18 protein-coding genes, 2 tRNA genes and 1 pseudogene are annotated in these 18908 nt (G+C 70.1%); 2 read left to right on the top strand and 19 right to left on the bottom strand.

The window, feature by feature from the left end; all coding sequences use genetic code 11:
- Positions 1–125 precede the first annotated feature (125 nt).
- The 9 genes from ACN28I_RS01015 to ACN28I_RS00975 all read right to left on the bottom strand — a co-directional run bounded on the left by ACN28I_RS01015 (position 126) and on the right by ACN28I_RS00975 (position 7745).
- Positions 126–1550 (bottom strand): glycosyltransferase family A protein, encoded by a 1425-nt coding sequence (locus ACN28I_RS01015; RefSeq protein WP_420940314.1) that lies wholly within the window; start codon positions 1548–1550, stop codon positions 126–128.
- Positions 1547–2380, bottom strand: coding sequence for a glycosyltransferase family 2 protein (locus ACN28I_RS01010; RefSeq protein WP_420940313.1), 834 nt, complete (start codon positions 2378–2380; stop codon positions 1547–1549). Before ACN28I_RS01010 ends, ACN28I_RS01015 begins: the two co-directional genes overlap by 4 nt.
- Positions 2381–2399: 19 nt before the next feature.
- Positions 2400–3728 (bottom strand): ABC transporter ATP-binding protein, encoded by a 1329-nt coding sequence (locus tag ACN28I_RS01005; RefSeq protein WP_420940312.1) that lies wholly within the window; start codon positions 3726–3728, stop codon positions 2400–2402.
- A gap of 8 nt (positions 3729–3736) precedes the next feature.
- Positions 3737–4519 carry an ABC transporter permease gene (locus ACN28I_RS01000; RefSeq protein WP_420940311.1) on the bottom strand — a complete coding sequence of 261 codons (783 nt, stop codon included), beginning with the start codon at positions 4517–4519 and terminating at the stop codon, positions 3737–3739.
- 143 nt (positions 4520–4662) lie between these two features.
- A tRNA-Gly gene (locus ACN28I_RS00995) sits at positions 4663–4737 on the bottom strand.
- A gap of 16 nt (positions 4738–4753) precedes the next feature.
- Positions 4754–4828: transfer RNA gene (locus ACN28I_RS00990), tRNA-Gly, on the bottom strand.
- An 82-nt stretch (positions 4829–4910) separates the two neighbouring features.
- Complete coding sequence (gene pgsA / locus ACN28I_RS00985; RefSeq protein WP_420940310.1) at positions 4911–5600, bottom strand: CDP-diacylglycerol--glycerol-3-phosphate 3-phosphatidyltransferase; 690 nt, start codon at positions 5598–5600, stop codon at positions 4911–4913.
- An 11-nt stretch (positions 5601–5611) separates the two neighbouring features.
- Positions 5612–7102, bottom strand: coding sequence for a tetratricopeptide repeat protein (locus ACN28I_RS00980; RefSeq protein ID WP_420940309.1), 1491 nt, complete (start codon positions 7100–7102; stop codon positions 5612–5614).
- Positions 7056–7745: a transglycosylase SLT domain-containing protein gene (locus ACN28I_RS00975; protein WP_420940308.1), complete on the bottom strand. Its 690-nt coding sequence runs from the start codon at positions 7743–7745 to the stop codon at positions 7056–7058. Before ACN28I_RS00975 ends, ACN28I_RS00980 begins: the two co-directional genes overlap by 47 nt.
- 87 nt (positions 7746–7832) lie before the next feature.
- Here ACN28I_RS00975 and nadB point away from each other — a divergent pair, with 87 nt between their 5' ends.
- The gene (gene nadB, locus ACN28I_RS00970) at positions 7833–9422 is read left to right on the top strand and encodes an L-aspartate oxidase (protein ID WP_420940307.1); all 1590 of its coding nucleotides are present in this window, start codon (positions 7833–7835) and stop codon (positions 9420–9422) included.
- Positions 9423–9444: 22 nt separating this feature from the next.
- Positions 9445–10038: a TIGR00730 family Rossman fold protein gene (locus tag ACN28I_RS00965; RefSeq protein WP_420940306.1), complete on the top strand. Its 594-nt coding sequence runs from the start codon at positions 9445–9447 to the stop codon at positions 10036–10038.
- A 15-nt stretch (positions 10039–10053) separates the two neighbouring features.
- On the opposite strand, the gene ACN28I_RS00960 is transcribed toward ACN28I_RS00965, so the two are convergent.
- From ACN28I_RS00960 to ACN28I_RS00915, 10 genes and pseudogenes are all read right to left on the bottom strand, one after another.
- Complete coding sequence (locus ACN28I_RS00960) at positions 10054–10635, bottom strand: hypothetical protein (protein ID WP_420940305.1); 582 nt, start codon at positions 10633–10635, stop codon at positions 10054–10056.
- Between the two features lie 45 nt (positions 10636–10680).
- Positions 10681–11250, bottom strand: a complete 570-nt coding sequence (gene pyrE, locus ACN28I_RS00955; protein WP_420940304.1) for an orotate phosphoribosyltransferase — start codon at positions 11248–11250, stop codon at positions 10681–10683.
- Positions 11247–12146, bottom strand: a complete 900-nt coding sequence (locus tag ACN28I_RS00950; protein WP_420940303.1) for a ParB N-terminal domain-containing protein — start codon at positions 12144–12146, stop codon at positions 11247–11249. The genes pyrE and ACN28I_RS00950 overlap by 4 nt, the downstream gene beginning before the upstream one ends.
- An 84-nt stretch (positions 12147–12230) precedes the next feature.
- Complete coding sequence (locus tag ACN28I_RS00945; RefSeq protein ID WP_420940302.1) at positions 12231–12938, bottom strand: bactofilin family protein; 708 nt, start codon at positions 12936–12938, stop codon at positions 12231–12233.
- 3 nt (positions 12939–12941) lie between these two features.
- A complete protein-coding gene (locus tag ACN28I_RS00940; RefSeq protein ID WP_043389034.1) occupies positions 12942–13268 on the bottom strand; it encodes a bactofilin family protein in 327 nt (108 codons plus the stop codon).
- A gap of 48 nt (positions 13269–13316) precedes the next feature.
- Complete coding sequence (gene bacN / locus ACN28I_RS00935; RefSeq protein WP_043389032.1) at positions 13317–13661, bottom strand: bactofilin BacN; 345 nt, start codon at positions 13659–13661, stop codon at positions 13317–13319.
- A gap of 64 nt (positions 13662–13725) precedes the next feature.
- Positions 13726–14562 (bottom strand): lysophospholipase, encoded by an 837-nt coding sequence (locus ACN28I_RS00930; RefSeq protein ID WP_420940301.1) that lies wholly within the window; start codon positions 14560–14562, stop codon positions 13726–13728.
- Between the two features lie 17 nt (positions 14563–14579).
- Positions 14580–15569, bottom strand: a complete 990-nt coding sequence (locus ACN28I_RS00925) for a tetratricopeptide repeat protein (RefSeq protein WP_420940300.1) — start codon at positions 15567–15569, stop codon at positions 14580–14582.
- Positions 15570–15645: 76 nt separating this feature from the next.
- Positions 15646–16347: pseudogene (locus ACN28I_RS00920) on the bottom strand (tetratricopeptide repeat protein); the annotation flags it as partial.
- A gap of 152 nt (positions 16348–16499) precedes the next feature.
- Entirely contained in the window at positions 16500–18755 is a 2256-nt protein-coding gene (locus ACN28I_RS00915; RefSeq protein WP_420940299.1) for an ATP-binding protein, read from the bottom strand.
- Positions 18756–18908 lie beyond the last annotated feature (153 nt).

Genomic DNA, 18908 nt, shown 5'->3' with positions numbered 1-18908 from the left:
GGCAGCATGGCGTCGCCTCCTCGTGAATCAGGACCTAGCCCGCCCGGAGGGGGACTTCAAGGGTCCACCCCCCGCCCGCCGTCACCTTTACACCACTGCCGCCCGCGTCACGGGACGTGCGCGGCTCACCGCACCAGCCGCCCCGCCAGGGACTTGAGCGCACCGTGCAGGCGCGGCACCCGCTCGCGGAAGCGGTTGTTCAGCTCGTCGATGACGCGGTGGCGCATGCCCTTCGCGCTCGCGCCCTCGGCCCGCGCCCGCTCCACCCGCTCCTCCACGGTGCCCAGCGAGGTGAGCATCCACAGCTCCGGCGGAGGTCCCCCCGGCCCTTCCTTCTCGGAGCCGGTGAAGCGCTGCTCGCAGGAGGCGATGCCGCCCAGGAAGGTGGGTGCGAAGAATGCCGCGAGACGCAGGGGCAGCTCGAAAGCACTCCGCGCGGCCTGCTCCAGCGGGAACGGTCCCAGCCGCGAGCGATCCACCACCAGGGCGAACAGCAGCGAGGGTTCGTGGTGAAGCTGCGCCGGCTCGAGGTGCTCGCCGAGCGGCAGTGGCCGCTTGAAGGGCACGAACCGCTCCGGACCCTCGATGGGCGTCCGCCGCGCGCGGGACACCGCCCAGGCGGCCTCTCCGTCCCGCAGCGCCTGGACGAGCCTCACATAATGGTCGGGGTAGACGATGCACGCCGCATCGAGGAAGGACACGTACTGACCCCGGGCACGGCGGAGACCCTCGGCGAAGGCGGCCTGGGCCTCGGCCTCGACGAGCTCGAACGTGTAGGCACCCAGGGACTGGTAGCGCTCCAGCAACTCACGCGCGGCTTCGTCCTGGAAGGGGGTGACGAGGACGATCTCCAGCGGCTGCTGCTCCTGACACGCGAGCGAGAAGAGCGCCTCGTCGAGCAGCGGGCGCGTCTGGGATTCCCCGGCCCACAGCACCACACTGAGCAGCCCCGGGACATGGGCGCGCGACGCTTCCTCCTCGCCAACCCCGGAAGGTGCGAGCGCGTAGAGCAGCACATCGGCCCCGGTGACCGGGGAGAGCTGCGCGAGCAGTCCCCTCAGCGCGGCCTCCGTCCCGGCGGCGAGTGGCGTCGTCCGGGGCTGGCAGGGCACCGCGCGCCGCGCCAGCACCTTCAGCCCGAGCGCGGAGAAGCACCGCGTCAAGGACGCCTCGGTGGCCCCGGGGACCGCGGGCACGTGGCCGGAGAGCACCTCCAGGAGCGCCGTCGAGGAAGCCGCGTTGCGCGCGCCCACCAGGAGCGTCGCGGATGGCACGGCCTGGGCCACGGTCCGCAGCGTCTCCTCGAAATCCGGCGGGCAACCCTCTCCGGACAGCACCACGTGGGTGGGCGCCAACCCGTCCAGCCGCTCTGCCAGTGGGCGGGCCGGCTCCGAGGCGCCCGCCAGGCCGAGCACGGTACATCCGGCGGCCACCAACCGCTGCGTCAGCACCTCGTCGGGCGCGAGCAGCAGCACGCGGGCCCCGGCCTCCACCTGCTCGAGCACCCACGCGTGCAGCGGCACCTGTTCCAGGGCGGAGGGCCGTGTCACCAGCGCCCCCTGGCGAAATCGAAGTGGTGGGAGAAGTCCGCCACCCGGGCGAGCGCGCGGGAGGGACGCTCCAGGGTGGGCGCGGGGAACGGCGGCCCACCCAGCTCCGCGTACTGCTTCAGGCAGGAGGTGGCGAAGGCCGCGTCACCATACTTCGCGCCGAGCAGCGCGCCGCTGCGGCGCACGCTCTGCTCGCGCCGGGGGCTCACCTCGCGCGTCACCGTGTAGTGGTGGGCGAGCGCCGCGGGGGCCACGTGCGTGGAGAAGCCCGCCGCCCGGGCGCGCCAGGACAGGTCCACGTCCTCGCAGTACATGAAGAAGCGCTCGTCGAAGCCCCGCTCGGCCTGGTACAGCCCGCGGGTGATGAGCAGCACGCAGCCCGAGCACCACGGCGTCTCGTGCGTGACGGGGTGGTAGGGCTTGGGGTGCTCGTCCGGGAACATGCGGGCCTCCACCAGGCCCGTGCGCGCGTGGCGCTCCGCTTCGGCCACCAACTCGCGGATGCAGTCCGGGTGCAGGACCGCGTCGGGGTTGACGCACACGTAGTGGGCCACGCCGGGCTCGGCGAAGGCCCGTGCCATCAACTGGTTGTGCGCCACGCCGAAGCCCAGGTTGCCGCCAGAGGGCCGGTAGTCGGCCCCGGGCTCCAGCTCCGCCAGCACCGCGCGCAGCGACTCGTCCGGCGAGTTGTCGAGCCACATCACCTCGAACGGGGGCACGCCCGGCGAGCGCCGGTTGAGCCCCAACGAGGCCACCAGCCGCGACAGCTCCCGGCGGGAGTTGCGGTACAGCACGACGCCCAGGCGCACGCCCCTGGCCGGGGGATTCACCCGTTGCTCCCCGCCCATCTCACGAAACCGCGCTGCGCTGGGGCTCCAGGCGCGGCTCGATGATCCACCGGTGGGGCGGGCGCACCAGGCCCTCGCCCTCGATGAGCGAGCGCACCTCGAAGGAGCTCGGCTGGCCGGCGCTGGAGTACGCGGTGCCGTTGGCGGCGCGGGCCGACACCCGCAGCAGGTAGCGGCCGGGGGACAGGCCCACGCGCTCGATGATGAAGCGCACCGTGCCCTGCTCCGGCAGTGGGGAGGGCAGCGGCACCGACTCGAGGAAGGTGTTCGTCCCATACACCTGCGTGCCGTCTTCGCGCCGGATGTCCACCGCGAAGCCCGCGTCCGACAGGGGCCGCAGGGTGGCGAAGTCGATGCGCACCTCCAGCCCCTGCTCGGTGTCCACCACCAGGCCCGTGTCGCCCATGGGCGCCAGCAGCTCCACCGAGCGGATCTCCACCGGGAGCCCGGCGCTCGCCTCCTCCGTCCCGGGGGCCGCGGTGGCGGACGCCTCGGTATCCTGGAGCCCGGGGAGCGCCCCGCCGCCCGGACTGAGGGCCGGGGCCATGAGCGGAGTGCCCTGGGCCTCGGCCAGCCGCAGCGCCTGCTGGTAGTGACGGATGACCTTCTCCGGCTCGCCCACCTCGCGGATGCGCCCGCCATCCAGCCAGGCCGCGCAATCGCACCAGTTGGCCACCGTGCTCAAGTCGTGCGTCACCAGGACGATCGTCTTCCCCTGCTTCTTGAACTCCGTCATCTTCGCGAGGCTCTTCTTGCTGAAGTGCTCGTCGCCCACGGCGAGGATCTCGTCGATGATGAGGATGTCCGGGTCCACGTGCGTGGCCACCGCGAAGGCCAGCCGCATGTACATGCCGCTGGAGTAGGTGCGCACCGGCTCGTCGATGAAGTCGCCCAGCTCGCTGAAGGCGATGATGGCATCCATGCGCTCGCGCACCTCGGCGCGGCTCATGCCCAGGATGATGCCATTGATGAGGATGTTCTCCCGTCCGGAGAAGTCCGGGTGGAAGCCGGCGCCCAGGTCCAGCAGCGCGGAGATGCGGCCGTTGATCTCCATGGTGCCGGTGGTGGGCGCGTAGATGCCGGTGATGATCTTCAGCAGCGTGCTCTTCCCCGAGCCGTTGCGCCCGAGGATCCCCATGGTCTTTCCCCGGGGGATGGTGAGGTTGATGCCGCGCAGCGCGGTGATGAGGCGCGCCTCCTCCGGCTGGCGCTCACCGCGCAGCCAGCGCAACAGCTCGGACTTGAACGTCGTGTACTCGCCCCGGATGGTCCGCTTCCGGAAGCTCTTCACGACGTCACGGATGACGATGGCGTCCATGGATTCTTGCATGGGGGGCACTAGATGGACTCCGCGAAATCCTCGCGGCGGGACTCGAAGAGCCACGAGGCGCCCCACAGCAGGGCCACCGAGGCCACGGCCAACGCCAGCAGCGGCGGCCCATCCGGGAGCCGGTGCTCATAGAAGATGGCCTGATACGAGGTGATGAGGATGGCCATGGGATTGGCCAGGGTCACCAGGGCCCGCGTATTCGGGTCCACCACGCTGCTGACCTGGTACAGCACGGGCGTGGCGAAGAACCCGAGCGTGAGCAGGTTCTGCACGATGTGCTGCAGGTCGCGGAACGTCACGTTGATGGCGGAGACGATGTAGACGAGCCCCAGGGTGAAGACGAGCTGGATGGCCACCACCACCGGGAAGAGCACGATGTGCCAGGTGGGCCAGATGCCGTGGAACGCGCCGAGCCCCAGCATCAGCGGCAACGACAGCACGTAGTTGATGAGGTTGGTGGCCACCACCGTGGAGGGCAGGACCTGCGCGGGGAAGCGCACCTTGGTCATCAGATCCCGCCGGTCGCTGATGGTGCTCGCCCCGGCCCCCACGGAGCTGGAGAACCAGATCCACGGCAACAGGCCCACGAACATGAAGTAGGCGTAGTTCGGGATGTTCTGCCGCATCACCACGGTGAAGAGCAGGGCGTACACCAGCATGTGCAGGGTCGGGTTCAGGAAGGTCCAGAAGAACCCGAGGATCGAACCGCGGTAGCGCGCTTTCAGCTCGCGTTGAACGAGGCTGATGAGCAACCCCCGGTATTGGTACAGCTCACGAAAATGGCGAATCATGGGGCGGCCTTCATATAGCAGGCCAGAATGAGGATGCGAGGCAGGCGGACACTCGGGCTCTCGCCTCTCTCCTCCTGCTCGAAGCACATTCACCCGGCGCGAAAAACAAAAAGGCCCCCTGGTTACCCAGGGAGCCTTTTTTCTGGAGCGGGAAAAGGGATTTGAACCCTCGACCCTCGCCTTGGCAAGGCGATGCTCTACCACTGAGCTATTCCCGCATCAGGCCGGAGTAGATGGAGCGGGAAAAGGGATTTGAACCCTCGACCCTCGCCTTGGCAAGGCGATGCTCTACCACTGAGCTATTCCCGCGTTCCGACTCCTGATTGCCCCCGGCGTTGCCTCGCGGCGACGTCGAAAGCGAGGGGGGATATACAATCCGCTCCCAGGTGCGTCAAGCCTTCTGTGCGTCCGCTCCGCTACCCCGTCTGGCCAGCATGGAGAGGAAGGCGCGGAAGTACACGACGGCGCTCCACACCGAGAAAGCCCCCGACAAATAGACCAACAGCCGGCCCACCTTGCCGAAGTCCACGGGCGCCGAATACAGGCCCACGTCGATGATGTGCTCGTAGTGCACGCAGAGCGAAATGATGCCCACCAGTTGCAGCGAGGTCTTCCACTTGCCCTCCTGCCCGGCGGCGATGACCATGCCCTCGCTCGCCGCGATGGTGCGCAGGCCGCTGACGATGAACTCGCGGGCCAGCAGCACGATGACGACCCAGGCGGAGATGCGCCCCAGCCGCACCATCATCACCAGGGCCGCCATGGCGATGAGCTTGTCGGCCAGGGGGTCCATGAACTTGCCCACCACGGTGATGAGGTTCCAGCGGCGCGCCAGGTAGCCGTCCACCACGTCGGTGATGGAGGCCACCGCGAACACCGCCGCCGCCAGCAGCGAGGACAGGGGATCCGCGTCGTAGGTGAGCCAGACGAAGACGGGGATGAGGAAGATGCGGCCCAGCGTCAGGATGTTGGGCAGGTTCCAGAACTCCTGCATCAGCACGCTCGGCTGACGCGACGCCCGACGCCGCGCCCGCTCCTCCTTCTTCTGCCGCTTCCGCAACGCACGCTCAGCTCGATCCATGTCGGGGCCTTCTACCGGACTGGCAAGGCGATGAGGGCAAATCCTTCACCGCTCAGTTCCACGGCGACACGCGGAGGGGTGACCACCCCCGGCAGCGCCACCACGCGGGGGGTCACCTTGCCCTGCCAGCCCACCAGGTGGGACAGGGGCACGGTCACCGGCGTCTCCCCGGCGACGGGCACCGAGCGCAGCGTCCCGCCCAGGCTCAGCACCACCCTGCCCTGCCCGCGCAGGTGCACCAGGTCCAGGTCCGGCGTCACCTCCGAGGGCACCTTTCCATTGTCGAAGGCCACCGCCTCCTCGAAGGCGAAGACGCACTCCTCGCGCACGTAGGCCCCCGCGTCTCCCAGGTCCACCGCCAGGAAGGAGCGCGACTCGGCCGGCTCGAGGAAGAGCACCCCCTGGCCGCTGGCGCGCACGAACCGGCCCGCGCCATCCCCAAAGGGCTCCTCCGTGGGCCGGCCCCGGAAGCGCTTCACCTCCGGTTGGAACTGGAGCTGTCCGGTGAAGGCCACCAGCCCCTCCAGCCGCGTGAGCAGCTCACCCTCCACGCGCGCGGAGAAGCTGCCGTTGCCCACCCGGAAGGGCTGCGCCTGGCTCGCCCCCGCCAGCGCCAGCGCGGGCACCAGCTCGGACAGCACCGGCACGTCCCTCCCAGACGGGAAGGCCACGGCCCTCGGCAGCTCGGGGACGGCCTCCTCCAGCGACTGCGGCAGCGGCTCGCTCGGAGCCACCGCCTGGGCCGTCTCCGCGAAGGCCGCTTCGATCCCGGCTCCGGTCTCGTCCACCGCGCCGGACGTGTCCGCCGGCTCCTCGGAGAGGGCACCGGGCCCCTCGTCCTCGGCGAAGCGCAGATCCTCCGGGTCCTCCTCCGCGGCGCTGGCCGGAGCGGCGGCAGGGGGCGTCTCGTCCAGGCCGAACTGCGTGCCCCACTGGCCCTCCACGGGCGGACGCGGAGCGGGCGTAGGCGCCCGGGGGAGGACGGGCATGGCCCTGGAGGGCCGGAGGACCTTCTCCCCCGCGATGGCCTTGGCCATCTTCTCCGCCATCACCTCGCTGCCCGCCTTGACGAAGTGCTCGCGGGCCCGGCCGTACTCCCCGGCCTGCGCCAGGGCCAGCCCCAGGTAGTTGTGCGCCTTCTGGTGGTCCGGCTGCAGGTCCGTCGCGGCCTCGAACTCGCGCATCGCGCGCTGCAGGGCGTTCGTCTTCAGGTACACCAGTCCCAGGTTGACGCGCAGCGTGGCGTCCACCGGGTTGTCGCGCACCAGCGCCTCGTAGATCTCCGCCGCCCGATCGAAGAGGCCCAGCTTGAAGTAGGCCAGGCCGAGCAGATTGCGGCCCTTCTCGTTCCTCGGCTGGAGCTGGTGGGCGCGCTCGAGCAACTGCCGCGCCTCGGGCACGCGCCCCTGCGCCAGCAGCTCCCCGCCCTGGTAGAGCTGCTTGAGGAACTCCTCGTCAACGGGGCTCTTCTGCCCCCGCCCCGTCACGCGCGTCGTCGCCATCGGAATCCGTCCCGCGGGGCTCGTCCTTCGTGAGCCGTTCGCGCTCCTTATAATGGGAATAGAGCTGGAGCACCTTGCGAACGTACGCCTGCGTCTCCGCGTACGGCGGCACCTTTCCCCCGTACTTGCGCACGGCTTCCGGACCCGCGTTGTACGCGGCCACCATCTTCACCATGTCCCCGTTGAAGAGGTTGGCCAGCACCCGCAGGTAGCGCACTCCCCCCTCGATGTTGTCCCGGGTGTCGAAGATGTCCTTCACGTACATCTCCGAGGCCGTCGCGGGCATGAGCTGCATCAGCCCGCTGGCGCCCTTGGGGGACAGCGCGTTGGAGTTGAAGTTGCTCTCCGTGTGCATGATGGCCCGCACCAGCGCGGTGGGGATGCGGTAGCGCTCGGCGGCCTTGACGATGTGGGGCTCGAGCTCCGCCGGGGTGCGCGACCTGCCCCTCACGGGAGCGGTGGGCGCGGGCGCATCGGTGAAGGTGCCCTTGAGCTTGCTCGCCTTCTTGCCGCCGCCGGGCGGGACGTTCGTGTAGACGATGGTCCCGTCCTTCTCCACGTACCTGTAGATGCCCTCGGACGCCTGGACTCCCAGGGGGGCAAGCAACAGCGCGGGCAGCAGCAGGAAGGAAATGGCTCGCATATCGGCCCCCCAACCTTAGACCCCCGGCCAAAAGTCCTCAAGAAATCGCCTTGTTTCCGGCACTTACAGCCATTAAGGGTCTGACACATGCCCCATCGGTTCGACTTCCTGGTTTTGGGCGGTGGAGTGGCCGGTCTCTCGCTGGCCCTCCAGGCGGCGCGGCACGGGACCGTCGCGGTCCTCACCAAGCGGGACCGGCATGAGGGCAACACGGCCTATGCCCAGGGGGGCATCGCCAGCGTGCTGTCGCCCACGGACACCTTCGAGGAGCACATCCAGGACACCCTGGAGGCCGGTGCGGGCATCAACCACCAGGACGCGGTGGAGGTGACGGTCCGCGAGGGCCCCGAGCGCATCCGGGAGCTGGTTCAACTGGGAGCGGATTTCAACCGGCGGGCCACGGGCGAGTTCGACCTGACGCGCGAGGGCGGCCACTCCCAGCGGCGCATCATCCACTCGGGCGACATCACCGGGCGCGAGGTGCAGCGGGCCCTGCTGGAGTCGTGCGACGCGCAGCCCAACATCACCTTCTTCCAGAACACCTCGGCCATCGATCTGATCCTCGACCGGAAGCCGGGCCCGGGAATCCCCGGCCGGTGCCTGGGGGTGTACGCGCTCACGCCCGAGGGCCGCATCGAGCGATTCCTGGGCAAGGTGACGGTGCTGGCCACGGGAGGGGCGGGCAAGGTGTACCTCTACACCTCCAACCCGGACGTGGCGACCGGGGACGGCGTGGCCATGGCGTACCGGGCGGGGGCCGAGGTGGCCAACATGGAGTTCTACCAGTTCCACCCCACCTGCCTGTACCACCCGGAGGCCAAGAGCTTCCTCATCAGCGAGGCGCTGCGGGGCGAGGGAGGCAAGCTGCGGCTGCGCAACGGCCAGCAGTTCATGGACCGCTACCACCGGATGGGCGAGCTGGCCCCGCGCGACGTGGTGGCACGCGCCATCGACGCGGAGCTCAAGCGCACCGGTGACGACAGCGTCTTCCTGGACATGACGCACCTGGGGCGTGCCTTCATCATGGAGCGATTCCCCAACATCTACACCACGTGCAAGGCCTTCAACATCGACATGGCCGTGCAGCCCATTCCCGTGGTGCCCGCGGCCCACTACATGTGCGGCGGCGTGGTGACGGACCTGCACGGCCGCACCAACGTGCCGGGCCTCTACGCCATCGGCGAGGTGGCCCATACCGGCCTGCACGGCGCCAACCGGCTCGCCTCCAACTCGCTGCTGGAGGGGCTCGTCTTCGGCCACCGGGCCGCCGCCATCTGCGCCGAGGAGATCCGCTCCCTCTCCGCGCTCAAGGAGGATCCTCCCGAGTGGGACGAGGGCAGCGCGGTGGCCTCGGACGAGAGCGTCGTCGTCACCCACAACTGGGATGAGATCCGCCGCCTCATGTGGAACTACGTGGGCATCGTCCGCACGGACAAGCGGCTGATGAGGGCGCGGCGCCGGCTGGAGCTGCTGCGCGAGGAGATCCGCGACTACTACTGGCGCTTCAAGGTGACGCGCGACGTGATCGAGCTGCGCAACATCTGCGAGGTGGCCAGCCTCATCGTGGACTGCGCCAGCAGGCGCAAGGAGAGCCGCGGCCTGCACTTCACGCTGGACTACCCCAACACGGACGAGCACCACTGGAAGCACGACACCGTCGTCCGCCGCGAGCTGTGAGCCCCTGGAGGAGCGTCCCGAAATGGAACCGAAGTCGGTCTGTGTCTTCTGTGGCTCGCGGATGGGAACCCGGCCGGAGTACCTCGAGGGGGCCAGGGCCCTGGGCACGGAGATCGCCCGGCGCGGGCTCACCCTCGTCTACGGCGGCACCAGCGTGGGGTTGATGGGCGCCGTGGCGGACGCGGCCCTCGCGCAGCGGGGCAAGGTGATTGGCGTGCTGCCCCACGTGCTGAGCGATCGGGAGATCGCCCACAAGGGCCTCACCGAGCTGCACCTGGTGGACTCCATGCACACGCGCAAGGCGATGATGGCCCAGCTCTCGGGCGCCTTCATCGCCATGCCCGGCGGCGTGGGGACCTTCGAGGAACTCTTCGAGATGACCACCTGGGCCCAGCTCGGCATCCACCACAAGCCCATCGGCCTGCTCAACGTGGCGGACTTCTACGGGCCGCTGCTGGCGATGATGCGGCGCGCGGTGGACGAGGGCTTCATCCCCGAGACGCGAGCCCAGCCCTTCGCCTGCGATGCCTCGCCGGCCGCGCTGATGGATCAGCTCCAGCGGGGCGTGCAGCCGCTCACCCCGGACAAGCCGGTGCTGCGGCCCGAGCAGACCTGAGCCGCCGGATGCGCGTCAGTTCGCGTGCACCCGCATCTCCACCTTGCCCAACGAGGAGGCCATGCGCAGCACCACGCGCTCCATGTTGGGGGTGATGACGGGCCTGCCATCCGGGTAGGTGGTGGGGAAGCGCACGCGGTAGCCCACCCAGAAGGTGCCCATGTACGGGTAGAAGGAGCGCATCTCCAGGTCCGCGCGCCCCACCCGCTCCACGCTCACGGGCTTCAGCTCCCCCGCGGGCGTCACCATCACCATGTTCCAGATGGACGCGGGCCTGTCGAAGTCCTCGTAGCGGTAGTTGAAGACGTGCACGCCGAGGAAGAACTCGTGCGCCTTCGCCGCCTCCGCGAACTCCTGCGTGAGGATCTCCTGCACGCGATCCTGCGTCAGGGCCTTGAAGCTGGCCTCGCGGCGCACACGGGCCTCGCGGAAGGGCTGCGTCTGCAGCGTGGCCGCGGCGAACATCACCGTGTCGAAACCGGCGTAGAGCTCGGCGCGGGCCGTGTACTTCTCCAGCACCTGCTGGTAGCCGAGCCTCCTGGCGCTCGTCCTTGATGCCGGGCGCCGGATCCCCCAGCGTGGGAGGCGTGGAGACACAGCCCGCGAGCGCCATGACGAGCGCCCCGAGCCGCAACTGCATCTTCATGGAATGAAGTCCTTGCGGGTGTACAGGGTGAAGAGCCGGTGTCCGGAGGCCTCGACCGCCTCGCGTCCGCCCTCCAGTCTATCCACCAACGCAAACGCCCCAAGCACCCGCAGCCCTTCCTGCTGAGCCCGCTCGATTGCCTTGAGCGTGGAGGCCCCCGTGGTCACCACGTCCTCCAGGATGGCCACCGGTGACCCGGGGGCGAGCGCCTTCATGCCCTCGATCCACTGGCCGGTGCCATGGCCCTTGGGCTCCTTGCGGACGATGAAGGCATGCAGGGGCGTGCCCGACAGGTAGCTCGTCAGGCTGACGGCCGAGGCGAGCGGATCCGCGCCCAGCGTCAGCCCACCCACCGCCACCGCCTCGGGGGCGTCCCGCAGCACGGCCTGCAGCAGCAGCCGGCCGATGAGGAAATGCCCCTCGGCCAGCAGCGCCGTGCGCTTGCAGTCGATGTAGAAGTCCGACTCCTTGCCGGACGAGAGCACCACCTTGCGCCGCTCGAAGGAGCGCTCGGTGAGCACCTCCAGCAAGCGGGCCCTGTCACGCGCGAGCGCGTCCACCTTCACAAGCGCTCCAGCCAGGCCACGAGGTCGGCGGAGTAACGGAGCTGGGTGATCAGCTCCTGCTTCCGCGTCTCATCCAGGTCCGCGAACACGTCCGCCAGCAGCGCCAGGTCCTGGTTGATGTCCACCAGCCGCTGGGTGGCTTCCGAGGCCAACTCGTCCGCGTCGACCTCCTCCTCCACCGTCTCGGAGGCCAGCGAGTCGTCGGGCGGCACCAGCGCCTTGTCCAGCATGTCCCGGGCGATGGGCGTCAGCCGCCCGTCGGCCTCGAGCCGCGCCTTCAGGGCCTCCAGCTCCTCCGGGTCCACCGGCGAGGCGTGGATGGCCGCGGCCAGCGCCATCAACAGCGCGTCCTCGTCCGACAGGTCCGTGTGCAGGCGGGCCAGCACGCGATCCCTCTTGAGAAACCGCAGCGCCGCCACCCGGCGGAAACCGGAGATGATCTGGAAACGGTCCGGCGGCTTGAAGCGCACATCCACCGGGAAGAGTTGTCCCAGCCGCGCCAGGTCCGTGGCCAGCGCGGACAGCTCTCCCGGCGGGCGGATCTGGAACGTGGTGTCCTCGTCGATCCGCTCCAGCGGAATGTGCGCGGGAGCCACGTGCCCCTTGCGGCGCGGCGCGACGGCTTCCACCACCTCGGGTGGGGCCGCGGACTGCCCGCTCTCGGGCTGCCCGCTCTCGGACTGCTCGCTGCCCTGCGGCGCACTCTCGGGCTGTCCGCTCTCCCGCGGCTCACCCGTGGCCGCACTGGCGGTCTCGGACGCGGAGGCCTCCGCCGTCCCCTCCGATTCGGAGGAAACGGCGGACGTCTCGGAAGCAGCGGACTCCCCGGGCGACGACTCCTCGGCCGGGGTGCTCGGCTGTGCGTCCACCTCGTCGATTCGGTTCTCGGCGTTCATGGCGTTCATCGGCACCCCTGGATCGGCCCGTCGTAGCGCCGCGGACGGCGGTGTGGCGGCGCGCGACGGCGCCACCACAACGCTTTAACGACCCTTCTTCTTCACCACGACCTTCTTCCTGGCGGCCTCGGCCACGGTCGGCGGGACCGGCGCGGCGGCCGGCGGCCGAGGAGGCTCGGGGCGGGTAGGCTCGGCGGCCCTGGCCGCGGGCGGCGCAGGGGGTGCCGGGCGGGCGGCTCCCGGAGCGGGCGGCGGCGCCGGACGGGCCGGCGGTGCGGCGGCCGGACGAGCCGGACCCGCCACGGTGGCGGCAGGCGGCGTGGGACGCGTACCCGGCAGCGCCGGACGGGCCGGAGCGGCACCCGGACGCACCGCGGGACGCACGGTGGCGCCCGTGGGACGCGGCAGCGCCGAACGATCCGACGGCATGCGGCCCGGCTCCACCTCGCCCATGTCCACGCGGCCGCGGAAGCTCGCACCATCCACGATGATGACGCGCGGGGCGTGGATGTCGCCCACCATGCGGCCCTCGCGGGTGAGCTCCACGCTCTCGGTGGCGTTGATGTTGCCCACCACCACGCCGCTGACGATGGCGTTCTTCACCGCCACGTTCGCCTTCACCACGCCCGTGGGCTCCACGATGAGGGTGCGGCTCAGCGTGAGCTCGCCCTCCACGCGGCCGCGCACGGTCAGGTCCTCGTCACCCGTCAGCTTGCCGCTGATGAGGATGGACTGACCCACCACGGTGTTGTTGACGTTGGCCCCTTGGGCCAGTTCCTTCGCGGTGGCCAAGGATCAGCGCTCCTTCGGGATGTCCATGTCGACGTTGCCCTTGAAGGAGGCGCCGTCGGCGATGAGGATGCGCGGGGCCTTGATGTCGCCCACCACGCGGCAGTCCGTCTTGAGCTCCACCTTGTCCGAGGCCGCGATGTTGCCCGTGACCCGGCCGGCGATCTCCACGTTCTGCGTCTCGATGTCGGCCTCGACCACGCCGCTCCCCTCGACGAAGAGGCTCTCCTTCAAGGAGATCTTCCCCTTCACGGTGCCCTGGATGACCAGGTCCTCGTCGCCGGAGATCTCACCGTCGATGACAATGCTCGAACCAATGACCGTATTCGCCATGAGTGTTGTCCACCCCTCCCGGAGGGTGCTGCGGGCCCGCGGGCCCGTTTAGATGTCGTCCGGCAGCTTCACGTCCATCTCGATGGAGCCGTTGAACACGGCCCCATCCTCGATGACCACGCGCGGGGCCTTGATGTCCCCCGCCACCTTCGCCGAGGCGTTGATGGCCACCCGGCCCGAGGCGTCGATGTTGCCGCTCGCCTCGCCGTTGATGGTCAGCTCCTCCGCGCGGATGTCCGCCTGAACCTTGCCCGTACCCTCGATGGTCAGGTGGTTCTTCAGGGCGATCTGCCCCTCCACCCGTCCCTCGATGATCAGGTCCCCACCACCCGTCAGGTTGCCGCGGATGATGATGCCCTTGCCGATGATGCCCGTCTGCTCGCCCTGTGCCATGCGGTGACCCTCGGAAGCGCCCTCGCGATAACGAAGTTTGCTCTGTAAGGAATTGGAACCTACGTCAGAGATGCGCGGAGATCCAGTTGGAGATATCGCCCTGGACCTCCTCCTTGCCGAGCTCGTTGAGCGGCTCGTGACGCATCCCCGGATACAGCTTGTACACCTTGTCCTTCGAGCCCACGGCCTCGAAGAAGGTCCGCCCGGTTTCCACGCTCGCCACACCGTCCGCCGCTCCGCTGAGCAGGAAGAGCGGCACCTTCACCTCCGGGGCGAGCGTCATCACCCGGGACTGGGCCTCGGTGGACTCGATGAACCAGCGCGGGGTCACGATGGAATTGTAGAGGGGGTCCTGACGTACCGCCTCCTGCACCGCCTCGTCCCGGCTGAGGTCCTTGGGCGTGAGCTCCGTCTTGATGGGCATCCACGGCAGCACCCGGCCCACCGCCCGCGCCGCCGCGAGCTTCAATGCCGGCGGCGTGATGGCGAGCTTGAAATAAGGTGCTGACAGCACCATGCCGCTCACGCCCTGGAGTCCGCCGCGCCCCAGCAGGTGCACCGACATCAGGCCGCCATGGCTGTGCGCGAGCACGAAGACCTTGCTCCCGCCGGCCGCGCTTCGCACCCGCTCCCAGAAGGCGGCGAGGTCGTCCAGGTAGTCCGGCCAGCTCGCGCAGAAGCCGCGGCGCCCGTCGGCGCGGCCATGGCCCCGGTAGTCGAAGCCGTGCACGGCGAAGCCCTGGGCCGTGAGGGCGTCGAACGTGGTGCGGTAGCGGCCGATGTGGTCGCCGTAACCGTGGACCACCGCCACATGCGCGCGGGGTTGATCCGGCTGCTCGGACATCCAGTACAGCCGGAGCCCGTCCTTGCCCGTGAAGAAGCCCTCGTCGAAGCGCGCCATAGGATCTGAAGGGGACATTAGCGATCCCCGGCACCCGTGGATAGCAACTTCAGCTTCCGCTCGATGAGCACCCGCTGATCCGGTGGATCGGCGGCCTCCGGGTTGAGGGCCAGCACCTCGAGCGCGCGCCGCCAGGCGTCCACTGCCTCCGCGGGCCGAGACACGCGCTGGTAGGCATCCCCCAGGTGCTCGAGGATGACGGGCTCCTCGGGCTCCAGCTCCGCCGCGCGCTCCAGCGACTGCAACGCGCGCGGGTAGTCGCCGCGCTGGTAGTGGATCCACCCCAACGAGTCGAGGAAGGAGCCGGTGTCCGGGCGCAGTTGCAGCGCGCGCCGCACCAGGCGCTCCGCCTCGGCGAAGTCCCGGCCGCGCTGGGCCAGCACGTAACCAATGAAGTTCATGGCCGCGGCGTGCTCCGGGTCCACCTCGAGCACGCCGCGCATGCAGGTGATGGCCCCCTCCTCGTCCCCCTGCGCCAGCAGCACGTTGGCGAGCACGTAGCGCAGGGCCGGCTCACGAGGCTCGCGCGAGATGGCCTCCCGCAGCAGGCTCACGGCCTCGGCGGAGCGCTTCTGGCGCTGCAGGGTGGAGGCGAGCGCCTCGTACAGCTCCGAGGACGGCTTGCGCGCGAGGGCCTCCTTCAACGTGGCCACGGCGCGCTCGGGAGCCCCCGCGCGCTCGTGGGCCCGGGCCTGATGCACCCACAGCTCCGCGTCGTCGGGACGCTCGGCGAGGGCCTCGCGCAGCAGCTCGAGCGCGGCCGCGTGCCGCCCCGCCTGGGAGAGACAGATGGCCCGGCGGGCGCGCGCCTCGGGGAAGAGCTCGGAGGTGAGGGGCACCTCGGCGTAGGCGGTGGCGGCCACGTCGAAGTGGCGCAGCCGCTCGTGCACCAGCCCCGCGTAGTAGGAGATGCGAGGCGACGCTCCCCTGCCCTTCCGCGCGGCATCCAGCACCTCCACGGTGGAGGTGGTGTCCCGCGCCGACAGGAAGGCCAGTGCCACCCGCACGGTGAGCTTCCGGGTCGGCGGAGATCGCCAGCAGCCGGTCGAAGTACGCCCGCGCCCGCACCGGCGAGCCGAGCCGCAGGGCGAGCCGCCCGGCGCTCATCAGCACGGACTGATTGTCGGGCTCCCGCTCCAGGGTCCGGGCCAGGGCCTCCTCGGCATCGGAGAGCTGCCCGGCCTTCTCGTGGATCTGCGCGAGCACCGTCAGCGACTCCACGTCACCGGGGTCGCGCTCGATGGCCCGCGCCAGCAGGTTCCTGGCCCGCGTGGAGTCACCCCGCTCGGCCAGCGCCAACCCCAGGCGCCGGTAGCCGGAGGCCTCGCCGGGCAGCGCCGCCGCCAGCTCCTCCACCACCTTCACCGCCTGCTCGTTCGCACGGCCATCCAGGTGGAGCTGCGCGAGGACGAGGTAGGCCTCCGGCTCTCGCGGCTTGAGCTGGATGGCGCGGCGCAGGTGCATCCGGGCGCGCGCGGGCTTGCCGGCCTCCATCAGCACGCGCCCCAGCATCAACCGGCCGGCGTAATGCGAGGGGTGGCTCTTCACCACGCGCCGCAGCTCGCGCTCGGCCTTCGTCAGATCCCCCAGGCGCGCGTACTCCTCGCCCAGTTGGGTGAGCAGGTGCGGATTGTCCTCGTCGGTGGCCAGCGCCAGGCGCAGCGCGTCCACCGCGCCCCGGTGCTGGCCCTGGAGGCTCAGCAGCTTCGCCCGGAGGTAGTTGGCGTAGCTGGCGGGCGAGGCGATGCCATCGTCGCTGGCCGCGGCGGAAATGGCCTCGCGCATGGCCTGCGTGTCCACCTTGGGCCGGCGCGAGGCGGGCGCCGCGACCGCCCCCAGCCCCGTGAGAGCCAGCACGAGAGCCAGCACGAGGGCCAGGAGGGGCACGGCTCGGGTGAGGAGTCGACTCGGGCGCACCCCCCGAGTCTACCGCGAGCCTAGAGCTTCGGCACGAGGGGCGGCGCGCCCAGCCGCTCCAGGATGCGCTCCACCGGCTCGCTGTCGTGGCTCACATCCGCCACCGCCGAGCGGTACTCCATCCCTGTGTGCTTCTCGACATCCGGCAGCAACCGGCCGATGACGTTGCGCCCCGCTTCAACATTGCACTCGGGCAGGACGACGGCGAGCGTGCCCTCGCCCATGTGGCCGAGGATGTCCTGGGTGCGCAGGCGAGCGCGCATCACGTCGGGGATGCCGCGCAGCGCCTCGTCGAGCACGGGGCGATCCGGGCGGAGCACCGCGAGGCTCACCGGCCGGCTGTAGCGCCGTCCGCGGCTCACCTCATGATCCAACCGCAGCATGAGGCCGCGCCGGTCGTAGACGCCGGTGAGGGGATCGTTCCCGCTGCGGCGAATGAGCGAGGAGGTGCGCTCCAGCTCGCTCTCGGCCTTGCGCAGCTTGAGGGCACGCTCGGTGCGGCCCAGCAGCTCCATGGCGTTGAAGGGCTTGCTCATGTAGTCCACCGCGCCGAGGTTGAGCGCGCGGACCTTGTCGGCCACGCCCTGGTGGGCGGACAGCAGGATGACGGGGATGCCGGCGGTGTCCGAGGAGGACTTGAGCGCCACCGCGGCGTCCAGGCCGTCCAGCTTGGGCAGGAAGACGTCCATCACCACCAGGTCCGGCCTGGACGAACGCGCCCGCGCCAGGCCCTTGGCGCCGTCGCGCGCCACGTCCACGCGGTAGCGCGAGCGCAGCACCTCCACCAGCACCGCGGCGATCTCCGGCTCGTCCTCCACCACCAGGACGCGCGGCTGCTCGGACGTGTCCTTGGCCGGGAGGTTCTGCACGGCACGGCTGACTTCCTGCGCCAGCGGCAGGGTGAAGATGAACGCGGCACCACCCTCGGCGGGGGCCTCGGCCCAGATCTCTCCGCCGTGGAGCTCCACGAACTCCTTGCAGATGGCGAGCCCCAGGCCCGTGCCACCCGTACCCTTGGCACCGCTGCGGTAGCGGTCGAAGACGAGCGGCAGCTCCTCGGGCGGAATGCCCTTGCCATCGTCCTGAACCACGATGCGCGCCACGTCACCGTCCGGGCGCGCCAGCCGCGAGGCCTTCACCACCACCTCGCCCGCGTCCTGCGCGTGGTGGATGGCGTTGGTGATGAGGTTCTGCAGCACCTCGTGCAGCTTCAGCTCATCCCCGATGAGCATCATGATCTCGCTGGTCTCGGCCCGCAGGGCCACGCCCCGCTCGGCGGCGAGGATCCCCAGCTCGGTCACGCTCTCCTTGCAGAGCGTGGACATGTCCAGCACGCGCGGCTCGATGGACAGGCGCGCCACGTCGCCCTTGCCCCGCTCCAGCAGCGACTCCACCAGGCCGAGGATCTTCCGGCCCTGGCGGATCATCGCCTCGGCGGACTGCTTCTGCTGCGGATCCAACCCGCCCTCCAGCAGCAGCCGGCCGTGGCCCAGCAGCACCTGCAGCGGCGCGCGCAGGTCATGGCTGCACACGGCGATGATCTCGTCCTTGAGCCGGTTGAGATCCTTGAGGCGGCGGTTGGCCTCGGTCAGCTCGCGGTAGCGCTCCACGTAGGCCAGCTCGAGCTCGTCGCGCTTCTTCTTGAGCGCGGTGTGCAGGCGGGCGTTGCGGATGCAGTTGGCCAGCGCCGCCGCCACCGCCTGGGCGAACTCCTGCTCGTCCCGGCCGAAGCCCTCCGAGCCCCGGGAGATGCGCAGGAAGAGCGCCCCGAGCAGCTCGTCCTGGCACACCAGCGGCTGCACGAGGATGGAGCGCACGCCGAGCGAGGCCATGGTGGGACGCACCTCGGCCATCAGCGGATCCCGCTGGGCCTCCTCCACCAGCACCGGCTGGCGCGTCTCCAGCGCGCGGCGCAGCTCGGGGTAGCGCGCCAGGTCCACGTCCAGCGACAGGCCCGGGTCCTCCAGCGTGGCCACCACACTGGCGGTGCGCGAGTTGACGTCCTCCACCAGCACCACCGAGCAACGGTCGGCGTTGATGACGGTGCCCACCTTCTCCACCGCGAGGCGGAGGATCTGCTCCAGCTCCAGCGAGCTGGTGGCGGCCTGGGTGATCTCCAGCAGCCGCTCCATGCGGTTGCGGGTGCGCTCCATCACCCGCCGCTCGCGCAGCGCCGACTCCAGCCGGGAGCTGAGCTCCTCGAGGCTGCGGACCCATTCGTCCACGGGCAGCTTGCGCAGCACCTCCGAGCGCGAGCGGGTGAGATCCGCCAGCACCCGGAGCTTCCCTCAGCCGGGACTCCTGACGGACGGCGCTGAGCGCCTCGGTTGCCTTCTTGCCGGTGGCGGACATGAGCACGGCATCCGGCCGCAACTTCTCGGCCAGGCCCGCCAGCTCCTGCATGTCCTCGGTGATGGCCCACTCGTAAC

It is taken from the genome of Archangium gephyra (assembly GCF_049060025.1).
GTDB lineage: Bacteria > Myxococcota > Myxococcia > Myxococcales > Myxococcaceae > Archangium > Archangium gephyra_A.
This window is presented reverse-complemented; position numbering and strand designations above follow the sequence as displayed.